18 protein-coding genes are annotated in these 18416 nt (G+C 47.6%); 3 read left to right on the forward strand and 15 right to left on the reverse strand.

Translation table 11 applies throughout. The annotated features are described in order from the left end of the window. Nucleotides 1–26 precede the first annotated feature (26 nt). The 11 genes from POF51_RS11100 to POF51_RS11150 form a co-directional block, all read right to left on the reverse strand. Nucleotides 27–749: a hypothetical protein gene (locus POF51_RS11100; RefSeq protein ID WP_069847391.1), complete on the reverse strand. Its 723-nt coding sequence runs from the start codon at nt 747–749 to the stop codon at nt 27–29. Nucleotides 750–772: 23 nt separating this feature from the next. Then, on the reverse strand, nt 773–1627 hold the full coding sequence (locus POF51_RS11105) for a hypothetical protein (protein ID WP_069847393.1): 855 nt from the start codon (nt 1625–1627) through the stop codon (nt 773–775). A gap of 15 nt (nt 1628–1642) precedes the next feature. Beyond that, nucleotides 1643–2788, reverse strand: coding sequence for a hypothetical protein (locus POF51_RS11110; RefSeq protein ID WP_069847395.1), 1146 nt, complete (start codon nt 2786–2788; stop codon nt 1643–1645). A gap of 30 nt (nt 2789–2818) precedes the next feature. Next, a complete protein-coding gene (locus tag POF51_RS11115; protein WP_069847397.1) occupies nt 2819–4264 on the reverse strand; it encodes a vWA domain-containing protein in 1446 nt (481 codons plus the stop codon). Nucleotides 4265–4393: 129 nt separating this feature from the next. After that, nucleotides 4394–4606, reverse strand: a complete 213-nt coding sequence (locus tag POF51_RS11120; protein WP_007717266.1) for a hypothetical protein — start codon at nt 4604–4606, stop codon at nt 4394–4396. Between the two features lie 100 nt (nt 4607–4706). Then, nucleotides 4707–5642, reverse strand: coding sequence for a type II secretion system F family protein (locus POF51_RS11125; RefSeq protein WP_017249686.1), 936 nt, complete (start codon nt 5640–5642; stop codon nt 4707–4709). Between the two features lie 4 nt (nt 5643–5646). Further along, nucleotides 5647–6573 (reverse strand): type II secretion system F family protein, encoded by a 927-nt coding sequence (locus POF51_RS11130; protein ID WP_017249685.1) that lies wholly within the window; start codon nt 6571–6573, stop codon nt 5647–5649. After that, nucleotides 6551–7939 (reverse strand): CpaF family protein, encoded by a 1389-nt coding sequence (locus POF51_RS11135; RefSeq protein ID WP_069847399.1) that lies wholly within the window; start codon nt 7937–7939, stop codon nt 6551–6553. The genes POF51_RS11130 and POF51_RS11135 overlap by 23 nt, the downstream gene beginning before the upstream one ends. A 28-nt stretch (nt 7940–7967) precedes the next feature. Then, nucleotides 7968–9125 carry an AAA family ATPase gene (locus POF51_RS11140; RefSeq protein WP_017249683.1) on the reverse strand — a complete coding sequence of 386 codons (1158 nt, stop codon included), beginning with the start codon at nt 9123–9125 and terminating at the stop codon, nt 7968–7970. A 3-nt stretch (nt 9126–9128) separates the two neighbouring features. Continuing rightward, the gene (locus POF51_RS11145; RefSeq protein WP_069847401.1) at nt 9129–9959 is read right to left on the reverse strand and encodes an SAF domain-containing protein; all 831 of its coding nucleotides are present in this window, start codon (nt 9957–9959) and stop codon (nt 9129–9131) included. Nucleotides 9960–10055: 96 nt separating this feature from the next. Beyond that, nucleotides 10056–10511 carry a prepilin peptidase gene (locus POF51_RS11150; RefSeq protein ID WP_069847522.1) on the reverse strand — a complete coding sequence of 152 codons (456 nt, stop codon included), beginning with the start codon at nt 10509–10511 and terminating at the stop codon, nt 10056–10058. A 213-nt stretch (nt 10512–10724) separates the two neighbouring features. Between POF51_RS11150 and POF51_RS11155 the strand changes: the two genes are divergently transcribed. The 3 genes from POF51_RS11155 (at nt 10725) to POF51_RS11165 (ending at nt 13748) form a co-directional block, all read left to right on the forward strand. After that, nucleotides 10725–11039 (forward strand): thioredoxin family protein, encoded by a 315-nt coding sequence (locus POF51_RS11155; protein WP_069847403.1) that lies wholly within the window; start codon nt 10725–10727, stop codon nt 11037–11039. Between the two features lie 130 nt (nt 11040–11169). Continuing rightward, complete coding sequence (locus POF51_RS11160) at nt 11170–12321, forward strand: response regulator (RefSeq protein ID WP_069847405.1); 1152 nt, start codon at nt 11170–11172, stop codon at nt 12319–12321. Between the two features lie 32 nt (nt 12322–12353). Then, nucleotides 12354–13748, forward strand: coding sequence for a DUF4832 domain-containing protein (locus POF51_RS11165; RefSeq protein WP_069847407.1), 1395 nt, complete (start codon nt 12354–12356; stop codon nt 13746–13748). 66 nt (nt 13749–13814) lie between these two features. Here the strand turns inward: POF51_RS11165 and POF51_RS11170 are convergent, their stop codons facing one another. The 4 genes from POF51_RS11170 to pelG are packed head-to-tail and all read right to left on the reverse strand — an operon-like array spanning nt 13815 to nt 18411. Further along, nucleotides 13815–14501, reverse strand: coding sequence for a DUF4956 domain-containing protein (locus POF51_RS11170; RefSeq protein WP_271755378.1), 687 nt, complete (start codon nt 14499–14501; stop codon nt 13815–13817). A 22-nt stretch (nt 14502–14523) separates the two neighbouring features. Then, the gene (locus POF51_RS11175; RefSeq protein WP_069847412.1) at nt 14524–15258 is read right to left on the reverse strand and encodes a polyphosphate polymerase domain-containing protein; all 735 of its coding nucleotides are present in this window, start codon (nt 15256–15258) and stop codon (nt 14524–14526) included. Further along, nucleotides 15255–16979 carry a CotH kinase family protein gene (locus tag POF51_RS11180; protein WP_069847414.1) on the reverse strand — a complete coding sequence of 575 codons (1725 nt, stop codon included), beginning with the start codon at nt 16977–16979 and terminating at the stop codon, nt 15255–15257. Before POF51_RS11180 ends, POF51_RS11175 begins: the two co-directional genes overlap by 4 nt. 31 nt (nt 16980–17010) lie before the next feature. Beyond that, complete coding sequence (gene pelG / locus POF51_RS11185) at nt 17011–18411, reverse strand: exopolysaccharide Pel transporter PelG (protein WP_069847416.1); 1401 nt, start codon at nt 18409–18411, stop codon at nt 17011–17013. Nucleotides 18412–18416 lie beyond the last annotated feature (5 nt).

Consider the following 18416-nt stretch of genomic DNA (forward strand, 5'->3'; position numbering starts at 1 on the left):
CATCTCCTCTCGAACTTATTTGCAAGCTACCTTTCATCGAGCAGCAATCCCCCTGCCACAGCCGCTTCCGCTCCTGCCGCCTCGTCTTTCCATTTATTCACGTACATCATGAACATGACCGCAAAAAACGGGAGAACAATCACATTGAGCAACAACTCAATAAACATAACCGCCCCAAAGGTCGCCGTAATAGACGTGACGAGGAACAAGCCCGCCAAACTGATTAGCCATTCCACCACGCTCACCATTAGCAATAGGCCAAAGATTGGGAAGAAATGCTTTTTGCCCATTTCCATGGCAGATCGCCAGCAACGCCAAGGCGATTGTTTTTTCAGCACCACAAAAAACGGCGTCAAATAAAACAAGATCATAAGAATCAACCCGGGTATCATGAACAGCATCATTCCTGTAGAGACAAGAAAGCTAAACACGATCCCAAATACGAATACAGAAAAGCTGTGTTCAAAAAAAGTCCGAAATGCTTTTCGAATCGGACGCTCATCGCCGTCCAGATCACTTTGGACATACTGGGCAAAAGGGATCTGGAGGATCAGCAAAAACAGAAGAAGTAAAAACAGATTGAAAAAGCTTGCTACGAATTTGGCGCCCGTGATCGCGGCAATCAGATTCAAGTAGTTCAGCGTAAAGTTGTGGATGACAAAAAATGGAACCACGAGCACGGCGGACAAGAGCAGCAAAGACTCGATGTTCCGTGCATAAAACCGAATGCTTTCTTTGAAGGGATGCATATGGGTTTCTCTCACCTTTCCTGTTAAGGGTTTCGCAGTTTATCCATCAGCCCGTTTTCCAAGATGGTCCTATTCAGCTTCTCGTGGGCTTCCCGCAACTGTTCAACCGTATGGAAAGACTCATGCTTCCCTGTCGTATGCGTCTCAAAGCTTTTCACGGATTCATCGGCAATATTTCGCAGTGTTTTGTCTTTGTATACAGAGAGCAAGTCGCTCAGCTTTTTTCGTTTCTGCTCCTGTACCCGATCCAGTTCTACTCGATTGGATTGGAAAAACTGGTAAAGCCGGTCTACCGAGTCTTTGATCAGCACCTGCTTGCGAATGCGATCATACAAAATATAGTCAGATTCAAATAACACATCCCGTAATGCCGTTTCTTCTCCCGCGATGACGTAGTTGCGCGCGAAAAATTGATTGAGCAGATCCATCCCTCGATCATAAATGGCACGCAGCTGGTCCCGGCTTTCCATCATGGTTTTACAAACGTCGATCAGCTTCTCTGCATCTTGCCGAAGCACCGTGTCCATCTTATCCTGGTAGCTTGGCAAAAGCGCCCTCAAAAACTCGTATTTTTGCTCGTACATCTCGATCGGTTTATCCTTATCAATGGCCAGATTGTTCTTAATCTTGCGCCCCGCATGTGCATGCACCAAAAATAGTTTCACGACGGGCTCTGCTTCCTTGCGGCGAACCACTTCACCATCCGGTCGCAGCACCAAGTACCCGACAGCGTCTTTTTTTCCCCATTTCCAGTACGCGACATGGTAGTAATATTCTCCGTCTACGTAGGCCGGGTAATTATACAGCTCTGTCCTCTCTAAAAAACGCTTATTCCGCTCGATCTGAGCCTGAACCTGTGGTGTATTCACGACTTTCATAAGCAAGGACCTCCGTTACGCAAATAAGGATTTTACCCAGCCAACAGCTTTTCCGACCCCATCCCGGATTCCACGGGTAATCGCTCCTCCGGCTAGCTTGTCAGCGTACTTCACGAGTTTGCTCAACCCCCACAAAACCGCACCGGTGACAACAAGCACACCGCCTACCGCCTGCCCACCTGGTATGACGGAAGCAATGACCCCTCCGTCCATCAGCACACTGCCGAAATTACCGACGCCATCCACAAATTTCTCATTTTGTGTCGCTTCATTCTGGCTCGGATCAAACGCCATGCCAAAGCTACCGATCGTATCCATGATGTCAAACGGAAGGCTGATCGCTGCTACGCCCACATTTAAGCCTTTTACGATCCCCGGCATTCTGACGCCGGATGGATTTGCCGAATTCGTCAGCTGACCGCCTTGGAAAATATCCCGAAAACTGTTATTCGGCAATTGTGCCAACACAAATTGATAGTTGGCCCACGCATTCATCCCGTCGAGTGAATCGACACCTAAGCCTGTTACTGTGTTTACATACGGCGTATTCTTGAAGGCAAGATCAAGACCTTTTATCGCCAGATCTCCCAAGAACAAGCCTTTGCCACGAAGTCCCGCTGCCATGTCTACTTCGCCATTCATAAGCAAATCAGCGCTATATGCCAGCGTTCCGCCCATGACGTCCTTGAACGTCCATTTGACTGCACCGTATTCAAGCGTCTCCGTCATCGGCTTCGAGCTATCTGGATCGACGCCAGGCTGCTGAGAAGCAGGCATTTGTACATTTGGTGCAGGTGCGGTTGCATTTGGCGCTTGCGGGTTCGAGTGATTGACGCTTGGCCCCTGCAAATCAGGTGCCTGCGGATTTATCCGATCCCAATTTGGTGCTTGCGGATTCGTCCGATCCCAGCTCGGCGCCTGCGGGTTCAGCTTTTCCCAATCAGGAGCCTGTGGGTTTATTTGTTCCCACTGCGGCGCTTGTGGGTTGAGCTGCTCCCATTGTGGCGACTCCAGATTTGGCTGATCCCACTTCGGGGCCTCGTATTGTAACCCTTGATACTGAATGGAAGCTGCCAGGCCCACCAGCGGAAACAGATTCATCATAAGAATCAGAAAAGCGAAAGTCGCCGCTGCCATTGGGCCTCTTACCCATTTTCTCACTTTACAAACCTCCTTTTGGAGATTTCGTCTCTAGTTCGTTTTCGTATGTTGAGCAAACTTCTGGTTGATCGCATCCACGGCTTCCTTATAGGACTTCTCGTTCAAGGTATCCAGGAATTGCTCCAGTTCATCTGCCTTTTTCTGTGCGATTTCCAGCTGCTCATCGTTCAGCTTCCGCAGCTGATCGGCGAACTCATCTGAAATGATGTTGTTTGCATCCATAGTCATGATCGCAGATGTGAGATCATGATTTTCCCGTTTGGCGATACGGCTCCATTTCAAAGCAAAGTGACTAATGTCGATCGATCGAGAACTACGAGTGGATACGGCTTGATGGGATGCATTGGCTTTCCACTCTTTCCACTTGTTCGCGATTTCTTTCCCACGATTGAATTCTTCCTGTAGCTCCTTCTGATCTTGAATCAGAACATAGCGGCCTCCCGCTGCCTTTGCGACTTCTTTCAACTGCTGCTGTCCCGGACCGTCTACACCAAATCCAATCACGTTAATAATCGGCGTAATCTCGGATTGGGCCAACTGTTTGGCGGCTTCGACAGGGTCACCATCGCACGTTTCGATTCCGTCACTGACGAGGAAGATCATATTGGTGTTCTTATCTCCAGGCAATTTGCTTAAATCCTTTTTCGCTTCCTGCAAAGAGTAGCCAATCGGAGTGTATCCGGTAGGTTGGAACTGATTCAAAGATTGCTGCAATTTTTCTTTGTTGTAAGGCTGCATTCCATATACCAGTTCACTGCTGCTGCAAGACAGTGCTTTATCCGACTCTTTCCCGCTGCCCTTGTGCCCGTATACGCGCAGAGCGACATTCGCCTGTTTCGGCAAAGATTCAGCAAAGGCTTGAATCGCTTCTTTGGCAGCATCCATCCTCGTCTTGCCATTCGATTTTGCCGCCATGCTGCCACTCGCATCCAAGATAATTTCAACATTGTAGCTTTCCTTAAACTTGAACCGTGGATCATCGATGTCCGGATTCCCAAATGAGGCCATTTTCAGTTCATCTATGATCTGTTGCGGATCGGGGTAGCTCTGGGCAAACAGCCCCAACAAGGCAAGGTAGTATTGGTTAATCATTTCTTCGTCTGGGTTTTCAACAGTAGGAAACTTTTTAAGTTCAGGCAATACTTCTTCCCTGTTGTTGTCATACGAAACCCCAGAAAAACGTCCTGGCGGCGAATTGACGAAGTCCTCTGTCGTTTCCCGCTTTAGCGGCATTCCTTCCTGTGCCATCGCCTCCAACGCTTTTACTTTTTCTTCTCGCGTCAGTTGGGCATTTGTTTCCCCTGTTTGGTCTGGCGGCTGGCTTTGTGTAGGCGGTGTTTCTGTGCCTGGTGGAACAGAAGGATTTTGACCCTCTGTGTTCTGGGGAGTCTCCGGTTGATTGTCCGCCTCTTGCGAACACGCCGTTAACAGGCTCAACAGGAGGATCACTGCAATTATTCCCTTCACGAGTCTCATCAAAGTGCTACCTCCTGCTTGATTTCGACTTGCTATGTATGAAGCCTCGTATGATTCAGGTGGTGAAGAAACATCCCTTCACCACCTCTTTTCCATATGCTCATCACCAAAAAAGCATTCAATTGTTGATTAATTTCCGTCTAATTTTTTGATGATATTGCTAAGCGTATCCCCAATCGATTCGCCAACAAGTGCCGGGTTACCATTAAAGTAAGTAATCACCGCTCCAAACACAGCGATCACCACACCCGCCAATGCGATCCACTCAATTGCTTGCGCTCCTTTTTCATTTCCCAGAGCTCCTTGACCTTTTGCATACCATTTCAGCATCATGCTTTTCATAAAAAATCTACTCCCTTCATTATTTGGATGATGAATAAATAAAGAACTGTGCACTCCCATCTCGCTGACGGGCATCACCTCCTAAAAGTGAAGTCATGGATTATGGCATGATGTCAGAGAACAAACTGAAGTTCTCCAAAATATTCAATACCATCAAACCACCAATCAGGATAATCGCTGTAGGAGTCACGACAAACGTGGTGATCAGGGTTACTTTTGGCGATGCCTTGGCCGCCTTTTCCTTAATCAGCTCTTTGCGGATTCTCCGCATGTTTTCCGCCTGTGCCTTGAACGTGACGGCAATCGGCACCCCCAGGCGCATCCCCTGAATGAGCGCTTTGATCAGCATTTGAAACTCCGGATTGTCGTTGCGTCGCAGCAATTGTTCATACGCCTTTTCCCGCTGCACACCGAGATCCAGCTCTTGATTGAATCGGGAAAACTCTTCCCGAATCGGCCCATCAAAAAACTTGATGACTTCGCGCAAAGCCTGATCGAGACTCACCCCCGCCTGAAGCGTCACGCTTACGGTGTCGAGAAATTCTGGCAGGTCGTAGCGAAGCTGATGTTGACGATCGCGCGCTGTTTTCTTCAACAGAAGAATGGGCAAAAAGTAGCCGATCAACGGCCAGGCGATCAAGCCTAGATGCGATAAGGGAAAGCGGAGAATGAAAAACAGCGTTCCAGCAATAATGCCGAGCAGAGCCATAAAAATTTTGACCCCTTGGAATTGGGCGACGGTCAAATCTAGCGGCCGTCCAGCTTTCAGCAACCAATCCTCGACCTCATGCGACTCACTGAAAAAGTTGATGCGCTGCCCCATGACAGCATAGTCGTCTCCATACCGAAGCAATCGTTTGACCAGACGCTCGGACGAGGTTTCCTGCTTGCGTACACCGTAGTTTTTGTGCCCGCTCATTTCATGGACATGTGCGAGCAGCTTTTGCTTCTCGACGGAGTAGCGATACCACTCCTTCAGACAGATCGCAAACAGCAATAGAAACAAGAATACGCATGTAATTATGAGAGCATCCATGTTTTCACACCTTTATGTTGGTCACTTTCTTGACGAGGATATAGGACAGGAGAGTTCCGATTACAAACAACCCCAGAAGAAAAAGACCAAATCCGGAAAACAACGGATCAATGAAGCCTTTGTTCATCATGTTCATCATCAGCACCAGGGCGATTGGCATGATCGGCACCAAGATCGAGACGTACCGCTGTTCCGCCGTCATCGTCTTGATTTCCTGATTCACAATGCGGCGATCCTCCAATGTCTCCGCCATTTCTTGCAGCACCTGGCTCAGATTCCCCCCTGCACGCCGTTGAATCAGCAGGGTAGCCGTAAAGATACGGAATTCTCGCGTCGGTATTCGTTTTTCCATGTCAGAAAGCGCCCGGTCAAAGCTGACGCCTAGCTGCAGCTCACGCGCCATACGGCTAAATTCATCACCCGCGGGATAGTTCATCTCCTTGGCTACCAGTGAGATCCCCTGCGAAAGCGTTAGACCTGCGCGCAGCGAGTTTGCCAAAAGGCGGCACACTTCAGACAGCTGTTCATTCAATCGCTCCTGGTACTTGTTGCGTCGGACAAAGAACAGCACGTTCTGTATGAGATACATCACCACTGCACCGATAATGATGTTAAAAGGAAAAGAAATATTCACAACGTTACTGAGCAAGAAGGCCAGCCCCATGGTACCTACGATCAAAATTCCGTAAAACTCCGAGGGAGCAAGCGGGAAGTTCGCTTTGATCAGTTTTTTTTGGATTTCTTTGGCATAGGGCGTCTGGTCAAATTTATCTCCCCAAACGATGACGACGCTTTTTCGTTTTCCCTTCACCTCGAACCATTCTTCCGCTTTCTTTTTCCATTCGGTCTTCTTGGCCCGATAGCCGAGATACTCGTAGATGCCCCAAATGCCAAACAACACCGCGAGACTAAACAGAATAGGCATGGTCACGCTGCTTCCCTCCTTCCGCCCTGAATATGGATTCATCCAGATTGATTCCAAAAACTTGGAGCCTCTCCAAGCACCGCGGGATGACCCCGGTTGCCGTAAAGTAGCCAAGGACTTCCCCTTTCGCGCCGATCCCCTTTCGCTGGAAACGGAAAATCTCGTTGACCTCCACTCGCTTGTCTTCCGTTTTCGCTACTTCTGAAATCGAAACGATTTTACGTGTTCCGTCTGACAGGCGTGTGACCTGGACGATGATATCCAGCGCACTGACGATATATTCACGGACAATCGTGGAGGGCAAATCCATCCCGGCCATGACGACCATCCCTTCCAAACGGTTGAAAGCATCCTGTGGTGAGTTGGCGTGGACAGTGGTAAGTGATCCTTCATGCCCAGTATTCATGGCCTGAAGCATGTCGAATGCCTCTGCACCCCGTACCTCCCCGACGATGATGCGGTCTGGCCTCATCCGCAGGGAGTTTCGCACGAGCTGACGGATCGTGACTTCCCCTGTTCCCTCCATATTGGGCGGACGTGCCTCCATCCCGATACAGTTGGGGTGAGTTAGCTTCAACTCGGCCGAATCCTCAATGGTAATGACCCGTTCATAGTGCGGAATGGCTTTTGCTGTCGCATTGAGCAATGTCGTCTTTCCGCTACCAGTCCCCCCAGAGATGAGCGTGTTCATTTTGGCTTCCACCACGGCTTGAATGAACTGGGACATTGCTTCACTGAATGAACCAAATTGCATCAGATCATCCATCAAGAACGGCTCTTTGCGAAATTTACGGATCGAAACGAGTGTGCCATTGAGACTGATCGGAGGGATGACGGCATTCACGCGGCTTCCATCCTTCAGACGGGCGTCGACCATCGGCGAGCTTTCATCGATTCGTCGACCAAGCGGTGCCACAATCCGGTCCACGATATGCCGCAAATGTTCCTCGTCACGAAATTTTAAATCGGTTAATTCCAGCCTTCCTCGTTTCTCAACGTATACCAGGTTGTGTCCGTTAATCGAGATCTCCGTGATTTCCGGATCGGCGAGCAGCGGTTCAAGTGGACCAAGCCCCACCGATTCATTGATCAAACGAGTCAGCAGGATATCCTTTTCATTTCGCGGAATGACTACTTTTTCTTCCGACATGTATTGGGAGACGAGACGTTCGATTGCGAGGCGCATCTCATCTGAACGAAGGCTGGTCAGTCTCTCCAGATTGGTCTCCCGCAAGAGTCGGGTCTTGTAATGCTCAGCCAGCTCGTCGATGTACGGATTGAAGGAAGGAGCTGCTAATGTGGCAGCGAGTGTCGTCTGTTTTGCCTCATCCCCTGGCGCTGTCTGCTCTTGCTTTCGTCGGAATAAAGCCATCTAACTCCCACCTTTTTGAACTTGCTCTTTATGACAGTTTCTTGAGTACCCATTTTCGGATGTCTTTCGCAGCAGGAGAGAGCTTCTTCTCATTCGCTTCCTTTTGCAACGGTCGGCCTTGATTGACAGCCGCTTGTACGCCTTGATGATCTCTGCTGATTTCAGCAGTAATCGGTGCAGTGAATAATCCTTTCAAATCAGACACATTCAGTTCGTTATCCCTTCCAACCTGGTTGACGACCACTTCGAGCCTACCTGCGGTATCAATGCGCAGACGTCGGAACAAGTCTTCCACGAGTCGGTAAATTTGAACGGACGGTGTGTCCAGATTCATCACGTAATAAATCATGTCCGACTCTGACAAAGCGGCAAAGGTAAGCTCGTTCATATGCGTTGGCAAGTCGATAATCACAAAGTCATAACTGCGGCGGCTAGCACGGATCAACCTGGTGACAAATGCCTCGGACATATTCTCCGCCGTCTCGGCATCACGCGGACTGACCAGCACCTCCAGCTTGGAATGGTCCTCCCGCTGGGCCACATTGCGAATATGAAATTCGTTGATTTCATCCATAACCGGCATGAGATCACCTAATGTACGGTTGTTGTCAAATGACAAGAAGGTTTCGATTCCACCGTATTGGAGATTGAGATCGATGAGCAGCACACTGGCCGTAGATTCCAGCTTCAATGCTTGCGCAAAGCCCGTTGCCAGCTGCGTTCGTCCGCTTCCCCCTTTTCCACTGTAAAAGGAGTACACCTTTCCCCGACCTCGCACAAAAGCTTTGCCGGATGCATCCGTGCCCTTTTTTCTCTGTTTGATCTGGGATAAATCTGATATTTTGTCGAGACGATCGGACAATAGGTTCAGCTCATCGGGCATCACGATGTATTCCACCGCACCCGCGCGGACAACATCTCGCAGCAGGACAAAATCCTGTTTTTCTGTGAGATAAATGAGGATGCCCTCCGGAAGCTCTCCTTGTATGTACTGCACCAGCTCTACTCCTGCTCCGTCTTCCGGCTGCACAAGCAAAACGACATCCGGTCCAATCCGGTCAATTTCTTTTTTCACTTCGCTGGAAGTCGTGTAGCGTACTTGCTCATACGGAGTCAAAATGTCCCTCAGCATGTCTTTCACAGAGTCGTAATCCGCAACGACGAGAATCTTCATATCTTTGTTCATGACTTACCCTCCGGTTTTCGGTGGTTGATTAGTAGGCTGCGGTGGTACCGAAGTTGGTTTCGTTGGAGGCTGGGCCGGAACTGTCGGTGGTGTCTGTACGGCTGGCTGCCCTGCTGCCGGTGGTGTGACAGGCAGTGTCGCAGGTTTCGCTTCAGCTGGTTTGCCAGGCGGTTTTGTCTGTTCCGGCTTGGGTTCCACAAACGGATCGGGTATACCCAAGTCCCCTTTGCCCACATTCGCTTTCAAAATGCGAACCATCTGAGCATAATGCTGCTGGTGAATGAATTTCGGCGCTTCCTCGAACGGCAGCTCGAGAGCTACCCCCTTGAAGCTGTTCTCCGATTTGGCCACCATGGCGACTGGCACGTCTTTCATGAACACTTCCGTCACGGGCTTCCCGTTCTCCTCATGCGAAATGATAACGTCCACCCGGTCTAGCGCCTCCAGCTCCTGGTCGAAGACGACATTGCTTGATGAAAATACCGTCACAAGCCTGTTGTTCTGGTCCCGTACAACATTGGCTGGCTTCATGATGTTTTTCGTGATGATGTCTCCCTTTGACAAGGGAACGATCGTGACTTGATTTTTCAAACTAGCTTTATCGATGACGTACGAATCATCCGCGTACTTTTTGGGGATTTCCCTTACCGTCAATTGATCGGGTTGTATCAGTGCCCGAGATGGAATATCTGCATTTGCTTCGTATATTTCCACCATTTCGCCCAGTTGCGCATTCAAATCCTTGATTTTTTGCAGAAACAGAAAGCCCGCAAGTGCAGCAAGTAGGAACGATAATACAAGGAAAATGATTGCCCTACGTTTTGATTCCAACATCAGAAGATTCCCTCTCTTTTTCGAAAAATCCATTCATGTTCATACACTGTCGTTTTATTACCAATATTCCAAATCGAAAACCTTATGAGAAAGGCACTAGGAATACATGATCATGACCAGCATGAGACTGGTCCCACCCGCAACAAATGGAGCCAACGGGATCTCTCGCCCGAGCTTCATCCTGCCTGTCATTTTGGCGATGGCCCACATAGGAAGCACGCTGACTCCCGCAAGCAAATACGTAAGCATGAGCACGACCAACCCCGCTTGCCATCCAACCGCTGCGCCGACCAAAGCGAGCAGCTTAATATCTCCTCCGCCCATCTGACCGTTGCTGATCACCGCCATCAGTAATGAAATTCCTCCCAGCACAATTACTCCCATCGCATAAGTCAGCCATTTCTCTGGATGAAGGTATGCATGCAGAACGAGAAAATATACAATTCCCGGAAGCGTCAGCCAGTCGTAAATGAGACGGCGGCGTAGGTCGGTATACATAGCGACTGCCATTACGAAAAGAATGGGAATGATGACATACCAAGATAACACCATATGTCCTCCTTCCTGCTTTTTGAGGAAAATTTCACCATTACAGACTGTATATGAGGGAATTTTGTTGCAAAAATATCCAATTTTTTTGTATGTTTTTTGTAAAAACGCTTTCATTTCCTCGGAGATTACATCTGTTGTCGCTTCATGAGGCAAACATTTTTTTGTGCTATTCTAGTAGAAAAATACGGCGACGAAAGGTGGGAATACCGAACCGTGCAGGAGTATCTCGAACTGACTGAACTACTTGCAGAGATTGAACGTCATCCGATTAGTCTGTTGTTTATAAAAACGGCAAACTGCGGTGTTTGCGATGTCACCTACGCAAGAACAGTAGAACGGCTGAAACAATTTCCACAAGTGAAAAGCATGGTGGTAGCCATGGAAAAAATACCTACCCTTTCCGGGGAGTATCTCGTATTTACTGCTCCAGCGATCCTCTTGTTTGTGGACGGAAAAGAAGTGTTTCGGCAAGCCCGGTTTGTATCATTTGACGAGCTGGAGCGTGTTCTGACCTCCATCACTTGCTAAAAATTCACATTTCCTTCCATCGTAAAGATTTGGATAACCTCTCTTTTGATGATAGAGTAGAGAGTATGGATAAATCAGACTCGTAAGACAATCTGTTGCATTTTATCGTTTTTTGAAGGAGAGACAGTGGATGAGAGCCTTATTGGTAGACGACGAGCAACTACCCTTGATGCATCTGCAACGATTGCTAGAAAAAGATGTTGGCGGCGTTAAGGTAGTCGGAGCCTACACCAATCCTCTCGAAGCGATCGACCAAGCAATATCCCTTCAACCAGATGTCGTATTTTTAGATATTAATATGCCACGCATCAGTGGACTGGAGATCGGAGAACGTCTGCAAGGAATCGATAACTCTCCGGAGATCGTATTTGTCACGGGGTATGATAAGTACGCCGTTGATGCTTTTGAGCTGTGCGCGCTGGATTACATCATGAAGCCCGTACAACTTCAACGCTTGCAAAAGACAATGGACCGACTGCATGAGAGAATCAAGTCCGCGCAAGAAGCCGAGCCTGTTAAAGAAGAATCATTCGTTTCTATCCAATGCTTCAATAGTATTTTGTTTCACCAGTCGAATCAGGAGCCGCAAGAGATCAAGTGGCGCACGAATAAAGCCCGCGAGCTGTTTGCGTATTTGTTGCATCACCGCAATAAGATGCTCGACAAAGATTCGCTGATCGAGCTTTTGTGGCCGGACTATGATGGAAGCAAAGGCGTAACCCAGCTATATACGACGATTTACCTCATCCGGCAAACCTTGAAACGCTATGGTCTCCAAACGATATCGATCAACAAAGGCAATTTAGAAGGCGGCTATAAGCTGACGATCGATTCAGCTGCGATCGATGTGGAAGAATGGGAGAATCGTCTCAAACAGTTACCGCCCCTCTCTCTTGCCAATATGCAAAAGTATGAGCAAGTGCTCGCGACGTATACGGGTGATTATTTCGGAGACTACGACTATTTGTGGGCAGAGTACGAGCGAGAAAGACTCCGCAGGATGTGGCTGCAGCTCGCCAAAACAATGAGCAGCTTCTATTTGGGACACGGCAGAGTCCAAGAGGCGATCAACGTCAACCAACGCATTCAGCATTTGCACCTGCTTGAAGAAGACAGCTACATGATCTTGATGCAGTTGTACGCTTCCTTGGATAATCAAGCGGCTGTAGAAGAGCAGTATCAACTCTTGACCTCTCGATGGGAGATTGAACTCGGCTCTACTGTAAACGAACATATCACCAATTGGTATCACATATGGAAACAGGAGACAGAACAAAAGTAATGATACTCTCTCACTAGATCTAGGGGGCACTCATGAAGATCCGAAGTGGTCTATACAGCGTACTTCTCGCTGCTTTTTGCATTCTACCTTCCTCTGCCGCCGCCTCCAGTTATGGAACGGCGACTTATTCGCCAAAGCAATCCCAAGACGTACTACAAAACCCTTATATGGGACTGGCTCCCGATTCACGGACGAGTAATCATGAGCAAGAACACACCCTCGTCTATGCCAATCTAACCTGGAGGATGCTCGAGCCAACCAAAGGAGATTATGCTTTTGATGAGGTCGAAGATACGATCCGGTTTGAAGAATGGACAGAAAAAGACGTCAAGTTCATCCTCCGCATCGTTATGGATCTTCCTGATAAAAAATCGGACATGGAGATACCGGATTGGCTATACAACGAGATCGGCGGGGACAATGACCATTTTGATGATGGCGAGTGGTATCGAAACGACTATGGCAAAGGCTACAGTCCCAACTACAGTAATCCATTGATCATCAAGTACCACAAGGAATTGATTGGCGCTCTGGGAGAGCGCTACAAGGACGATCCCCGCATTGCTTTCATACAACTGGGAAGCGTCGGTCACTGGGGAGAATGGCACACCGACACGTCTATTCCTTTCCCTGCAACAGAAATCACGGATCAGTACGTACAACCGTATCTAGATAACTTCCCTGATCCCATGCTGCTGATGCGCAGACCACACCCAGTTGCCAAGGAGTACAGACTGGGACTGTTTAACGACATGTTCGGCAATAAAGAAGATACAAACAGCTACCTGTCCTGGATACAGAAGGGCTACGTCTCCTGGCTGACCAAAGAAAAAATGCCTGCCATGCCCGACTTTTGGAAGTATGCGCCAAGCGGCGGAGAATTCTCTCCATCCGACTCATTGACTAGCTACTTTACTCGCTCCTCGATTAACCAGGTAATCTCACAAGCCAAAGCTTCGCATATTAGCTGGCTTGGCCCAAATACACCCGCACGTTTCGAAAAAGACGGCGATCAACAAGAATATTTGGACCGCTTTTTAAACACGATTGGCTACCGCTTCTCCATCACCAAAGAGACACATGCAAAAGCAGTCGAGCCCGGAGACAGCCTCGCTGTGACGATGGATTGGCAAAACCGCGGTGTTGCTCCATTTTACTTCCCGTGGATTCTCGAGCTGTCACTCGCGGATGAAGACGGTGAGATCGTAACCAAGACCAACACGGACGAAGACATCCGCAAATGGCTTCCCGGCAAGAAAACCGTCAAGCAAAGCTTGGAAATTCCGGATAATCTTCCTGAAGGAACATACACTCTCTGTGTAGCAATCCTCGATCCCCATACAGAAGAGCCGGGCATTCAATTTGCCATGGAAGGCAAACGCTCGGACGGAAGATATACGTTGGGTACGGTCCAAGTACGAGACTGATCCATCAAAAAAATCCCTTCCTGACCACCTGTATAGGAGTCAGAAAGGGATTTTTTCTTCTAATCATTATGGTGCATAATCGCCATCGTAGCTTACCAATGATACGTTCTTCACACCTTCTACCTCTGAAATATCTTGAACAAATGCCGTATTATCTCCTTTGATTTTGACTTGCACGATCAATTCCACCATCTCTTTGTGTACGGTCTTTGACTTCAAGGCGTATTTCAGTTTGTTCAACTGGTATTTAACCCCGTCATTGGCTAGATCGTGATAGTTGATAATGAGCAGATAGGCAACATCTTTCATTTGCCGCTTGGATAATACGACAATGACAACCGCCACCACCAGTGATCCCAAGACAGAAACCGGGTACACACCTGCTCCCGTCGCAATACCGACCGAGATCGACCAAAACATGAAAACAATATCCAACGGGTCTTTAATAGCAGTACGGAACCGCACGATGCTCAACGCTCCGACCATCCCGAGAGAGAGCACGATATTGGTGCTAATCGTCATGATAATCAGGCAAGTAAGCATCGCCATTGCCACCAGCGTAATGTTAAAGGTATGTGTATAGACAACACCGCGAAACGTCTTTTTGTAAATATAGTAGATGAACAAACCTAGCAATCCCGATAGCACAAGCCCTATGATGGTATCAATGATCGAGATGCTGGCGAATTGATCCATTTTTAAGACACTTTTTTTGATGATATCTTGAAAATTAATCGTATTGGTAGTATCCATAGTTTCCCGACTTCTCCTCACACTAAAGATTATAGTATTTTTTGGTCTCCTCTCTGCAAATGACATATTTGGAGATAGCCGATCGCTGATTACTCAGGTTTTGTAGCAAATGTCTAATATTGAACGGCAGGAATTGATCGTACTTCACTTCCATGATCATCATGGGCTGATGAATGGCTCTGACCATCATGATGTTTTCGTCAAAAATATCGAGTGAATTGACGTTTGCCTTCAAATACTTGTCAAACGTAATTCTGACATTCCCTTCTCTCACCAAATACGCCTCTCGAACATAATCCGTAATGACGCGAGGCCGAAACAGATGATTTTTGCACGATAAATAAAAATCTCGAAGCACAGCACTTTCTGTCTCTCGCAGAAACTCAACATCGCCTGCCAAAATCAGTTCATACTCATCTCGTGTGATCGACGCTGATTCTTTGCAAATGTATCCACCGAACTTGCTCTTTCGCTCCATTTTGATGACTGCATCACTTTTGTTGTAGATGCGAATGCGATACTTTTTTCTTTGAAAAACCCCGTAGTTTTTTTCATAGAGAGCCGTGTCGTGAAAGTCGTCAAAGTACAGGCTACGAATATGATACCCTTCCTCACTCACAGAATAAGGGTCAGGAGTCGCGATCAGACGCAATCTCTGCCGCAGCGGCTCGTAATTACTCACCCGAAGATAATACTTCAACTCATGCCGCAATCGCTTGTTGCCGAGTTGGATGCCCGTGCTCTGTATTCCTTTCATTTCAATACGAACTCCTTCACCCCATGATAAAGCGCATCCTCGGACTCTACCCTGTCAAATGCCGTCTGTGTGTTCCCTTTGCTGTCCCGAACAATCACACGCCAGAAAAAGCGGCCTTTACCCGGATCGTTTATCGTGTATTGGACCCCTGTCAGCCCCTTGGCCTGCGCGTGTATCTTCGTAAACGCAGGATCGTAACTGACGGTAAAGTCGTAGGTCAGATCGTCACCTTGCAGGTCATAGGAATGGTCCCAGGCAAAAATGAGCTTATCTCCTTCTTTTCTTGGCTCCCCCATAAAAAAGGGCATCGGATTCTCTTGGCGTTCATAGTACCTCTTTTTGTTACGCTCCGGTTCACCAGATAGAAGTGCTTGCTCATTGTGAAAATAGGAGACATCCAGCGGTAAGTTATATAAATCAGGTTGTTGCAGCACATATTTACTCACAATCGGATAATAGCTCTTCAAGTATTTTTCCGTTTGCTCCTTCGTAATGATCTTGCTGATTTCCTCAACCTTTTCGTTAAGCGTTTTGATGTTTTCGGGATCTTTAAAGATGCGGCGATGCAAATTCGACACCCAGTAGTCGGAAATGCCAAACTGCCATTGTCCAAGCCCTTTTTCCGGGCTTCGCTTGAGCTCTTCTTCAAAAAATCCCCACGATGCGTCATAGTCCCACGGTAGGAAATACCACTTGTTGGAGTTGCTAGGGCTGTACAAGTAAAAATTATGAACAGCCGTGTCGTGATTCCCCATCAACAGGTTGGATGCCAGCCATGTATAGTAGTTCTCCCGATCAAAATGCCTGTCCAAAAAGTCTTGCGTATTGATGGCAGGATTGTGAAGATCGTCCAGCATCGAAATGAGCTTTTCATGATTCTCACTGCCTTTGATCTCCAAAATTTTCTCAAAGGCTTTCTTATCGTAGGTAGGGTCTGTTGCCAGCTTGAGTTGTTCCTCGTAACGGTGGAACTCGAAATCAATTGCCTTGTACAAATTTCCGTTTCGGTCCAATCCGTGCGCCTGCAAAAATGTTTTGTTTGGCTGTTCAATTTGAGTGAACAAACCGTAATCAACAAAGTCTCGGTCCGGATTTTTTTTGGTCAAATCCTTGATTTTTACTTGAACGAACTGCGTCCGCAAACTGGTCATATTTGGCATTTGCTCGAAATAATCAAAGCTAAGCTTTTGTCGAACACGCGTCATGTCAGACTTATGCTTGCTTACGTTGATGTTGCGCTGATCCCGCCAGTATCCGGCGCTGTCGAACAAACGGATTTTGTACGATTTTTGTTCCGCTCTTCTGCTCGATTCCCCCCGCAGCTCAATCGTTCCGTTCGCTCTCGACTCGCCAAAACCAAAGTACCCCTGGGTTGGCCCCTCCGCCGTCCCTTCCTGCATAATGACTTTGGCCTGGAGATCTTCTCCCTTTTCATTCCGTCCACTAGGAGCTAGATTGAGTTCCGTAAAGGTGGTCGTTTTCAGTTTCGAATTTTCTTCGTTGACTACCGTCACATATAAATGGACAATGCTCCCATCAACATCCTGATCGTATACGCTTCTATTTTCAATCAGCTCCTCGTTCATCTGCTGAGTTGACGCCACCTGATTCGTTGCTGGCAAGTTGTCTGACACTGGCTGTTCAGGCGCATCTTGTGTACAACCAGTCGATACAACTCCTAATGCAACGAACAGGCTCAGTATGAATCGTTTTTTCTTCAACCTATGTCCTCCCCAATCTATACATATCCGTCTATTCCATTCGTTTTCCTTTGACAAAGAGCGGCTGTAGGCAGTAGGTGTAATAATCGATATTTTTCAAGTAATAGATCAGCCTGCCGAGACCGGCTATCAGTGCAAGAAACGAAGCAATAAAAAATGAAAAACCGTAGTTATGAAGGGGCAACATCGCTATAGTGATGACAACGGTACTGACGAGAAATAAGGTTGTCACCGCAAACGCTCCCTTCCGATCGTCAAAATAGAGCAACATCAGCACGATCACAAACATAACAGCGTACAAATATCCCGCGATGACCAAGATGTTGTACCGCTCCATTTGATCGGACGTAAAACCGATGTGCGGAAGCAGCGTAATGCCTAAAGCCAGTGCAACGAAGGAAAAGAACAGCTGCACCTCCATCATGAAGCTGAGCTCCTGCATCAACGTTTGAATCATGTCAGTTTTCGCCCGCTTGATATCCTGCACCGAGCCTGTGCCCAATATCGTTCCGTAATACGCTCGATACTTCTCGTAAAAAGCAGTCTCCACAGATACCACAAACATGACCATGGTAGGCAATATGCTCAAGGAAGCGTAGAACGCTGGCACATCGTAAAAAGGCGCAATCACGTAAGTATCCGCCACGATCTCCTGCAGCGGACTCCCCAGCCAGTAAATAAAATGGTGCACATAAAAACCGAGAGAACAAAAGAGACCCACACCAAGCAGACTTGGGTACTTTTTCACGTACTTCAGGAAATCAAAATAATTCCTCTCCCGCTTTGGGAAAAAACTCTCCAGATGAAGCATAGATAGGACGATCATCGTAAAAAAGCCGAGATCCAAAGAAATTAGCATCGCGATTCCTTTTTCCAGCTCAGTCAGATTCAACAGCAGAAACGCAGCCAGAAGCGTAACGGCAACAGCAGCCAAATACCCACGAATGATGCGCATATAATCCTTTAATGCGGACAAGTAGGCAGATTGCAGCCATACGACGATCAGTTCCACAAAAAGAAGGTAGGCTACGAGCTTAAAGCCAGACGGTAGAGGCGCGAGCCAGTAAAAGGCACCGCCGAGAATTCCCCCCAAACCTAGACAAACAGCGATAACTCCATACAAAGACGCAATGATGTCGTTATACTCACGCAAGTAAATTTTGTCTGCGATATAGCGAGAAATGACCATGGAAAAGCCGCAGGTAATTAACAGAGAAAACACGAATGCATAAACGACAGCTGCTAAAAAAGACATCCTTTCCAAATAGCTGACATTCCATTGAAGAAGAATTTGCTGTAGCACCGTAATCATTACCATACAAATCAGCATCGGTCCGACTGTGACCAACGAAGAAAATGCATACGCCTTCACACTGGACAAATACCCTTTATTCCGAAACATTTTCTTCAGTTCAAAGCCAATGCCCGCCATGTTTC

The organism is Brevibacillus sp. AG (assembly GCF_028369215.1).
Lineage (GTDB): Bacteria > Bacillota > Bacilli > Brevibacillales > Brevibacillaceae > Brevibacillus > Brevibacillus porteri.

What these genes read in the sequence shown, in the direction of transcription:
- POF51_RS11145 (WP_069847401.1), bottom strand. Translation starts at nt 9,959, where the DNA reads ATGTTGGAATCAAAACGTAGGGCAATCATTTTCCTTGTATTATCGTTC.
- pelG (WP_069847416.1), bottom strand. Translation starts at nt 18,411, where the DNA reads ATGGCGGGCATTGGCTTTGAACTGAAGAAAATGTTTCGGAATAAAGGG.
- POF51_RS11100 (WP_069847391.1), bottom strand. Translation starts at nt 749, where the DNA reads ATGCATCCCTTCAAAGAAAGCATTCGGTTTTATGCACGGAACATCGAG.
- POF51_RS11140 (WP_017249683.1), bottom strand. Translation starts at nt 9,125, where the DNA reads ATGAACAAAGATATGAAGATTCTCGTCGTTGCGGATTACGACTCTGTG.
- POF51_RS11170 (WP_271755378.1), bottom strand. Translation starts at nt 14,501, where the DNA reads ATGGATACTACCAATACGATTAATTTTCAAGATATCATCAAAAAAAGT.
- POF51_RS11135 (WP_069847399.1), bottom strand. Translation starts at nt 7,939, where the DNA reads ATGGCTTTATTCCGACGAAAGCAAGAGCAGACAGCGCCAGGGGATGAG.
- POF51_RS11150 (WP_069847522.1), bottom strand. Translation starts at nt 10,511, where the DNA reads ATGGTGTTATCTTGGTATGTCATCATTCCCATTCTTTTCGTAATGGCA.
- POF51_RS11125 (WP_017249686.1), bottom strand. Translation starts at nt 5,642, where the DNA reads ATGGATGCTCTCATAATTACATGCGTATTCTTGTTTCTATTGCTGTTT.
- POF51_RS11165 (WP_069847407.1), top strand. Translation starts at nt 12,354, where the DNA reads ATGAAGATCCGAAGTGGTCTATACAGCGTACTTCTCGCTGCTTTTTGC.
- POF51_RS11160 (WP_069847405.1), top strand. Translation starts at nt 11,170, where the DNA reads ATGAGAGCCTTATTGGTAGACGACGAGCAACTACCCTTGATGCATCTG.
- POF51_RS11105 (WP_069847393.1), bottom strand. Translation starts at nt 1,627, where the DNA reads ATGAAAGTCGTGAATACACCACAGGTTCAGGCTCAGATCGAGCGGAAT.
- POF51_RS11115 (WP_069847397.1), bottom strand. Translation starts at nt 4,264, where the DNA reads ATGAGACTCGTGAAGGGAATAATTGCAGTGATCCTCCTGTTGAGCCTG.
- POF51_RS11120 (WP_007717266.1), bottom strand. Translation starts at nt 4,606, where the DNA reads ATGAAAAGCATGATGCTGAAATGGTATGCAAAAGGTCAAGGAGCTCTG.
- POF51_RS11175 (WP_069847412.1), bottom strand. Translation starts at nt 15,258, where the DNA reads ATGAAAGGAATACAGAGCACGGGCATCCAACTCGGCAACAAGCGATTG.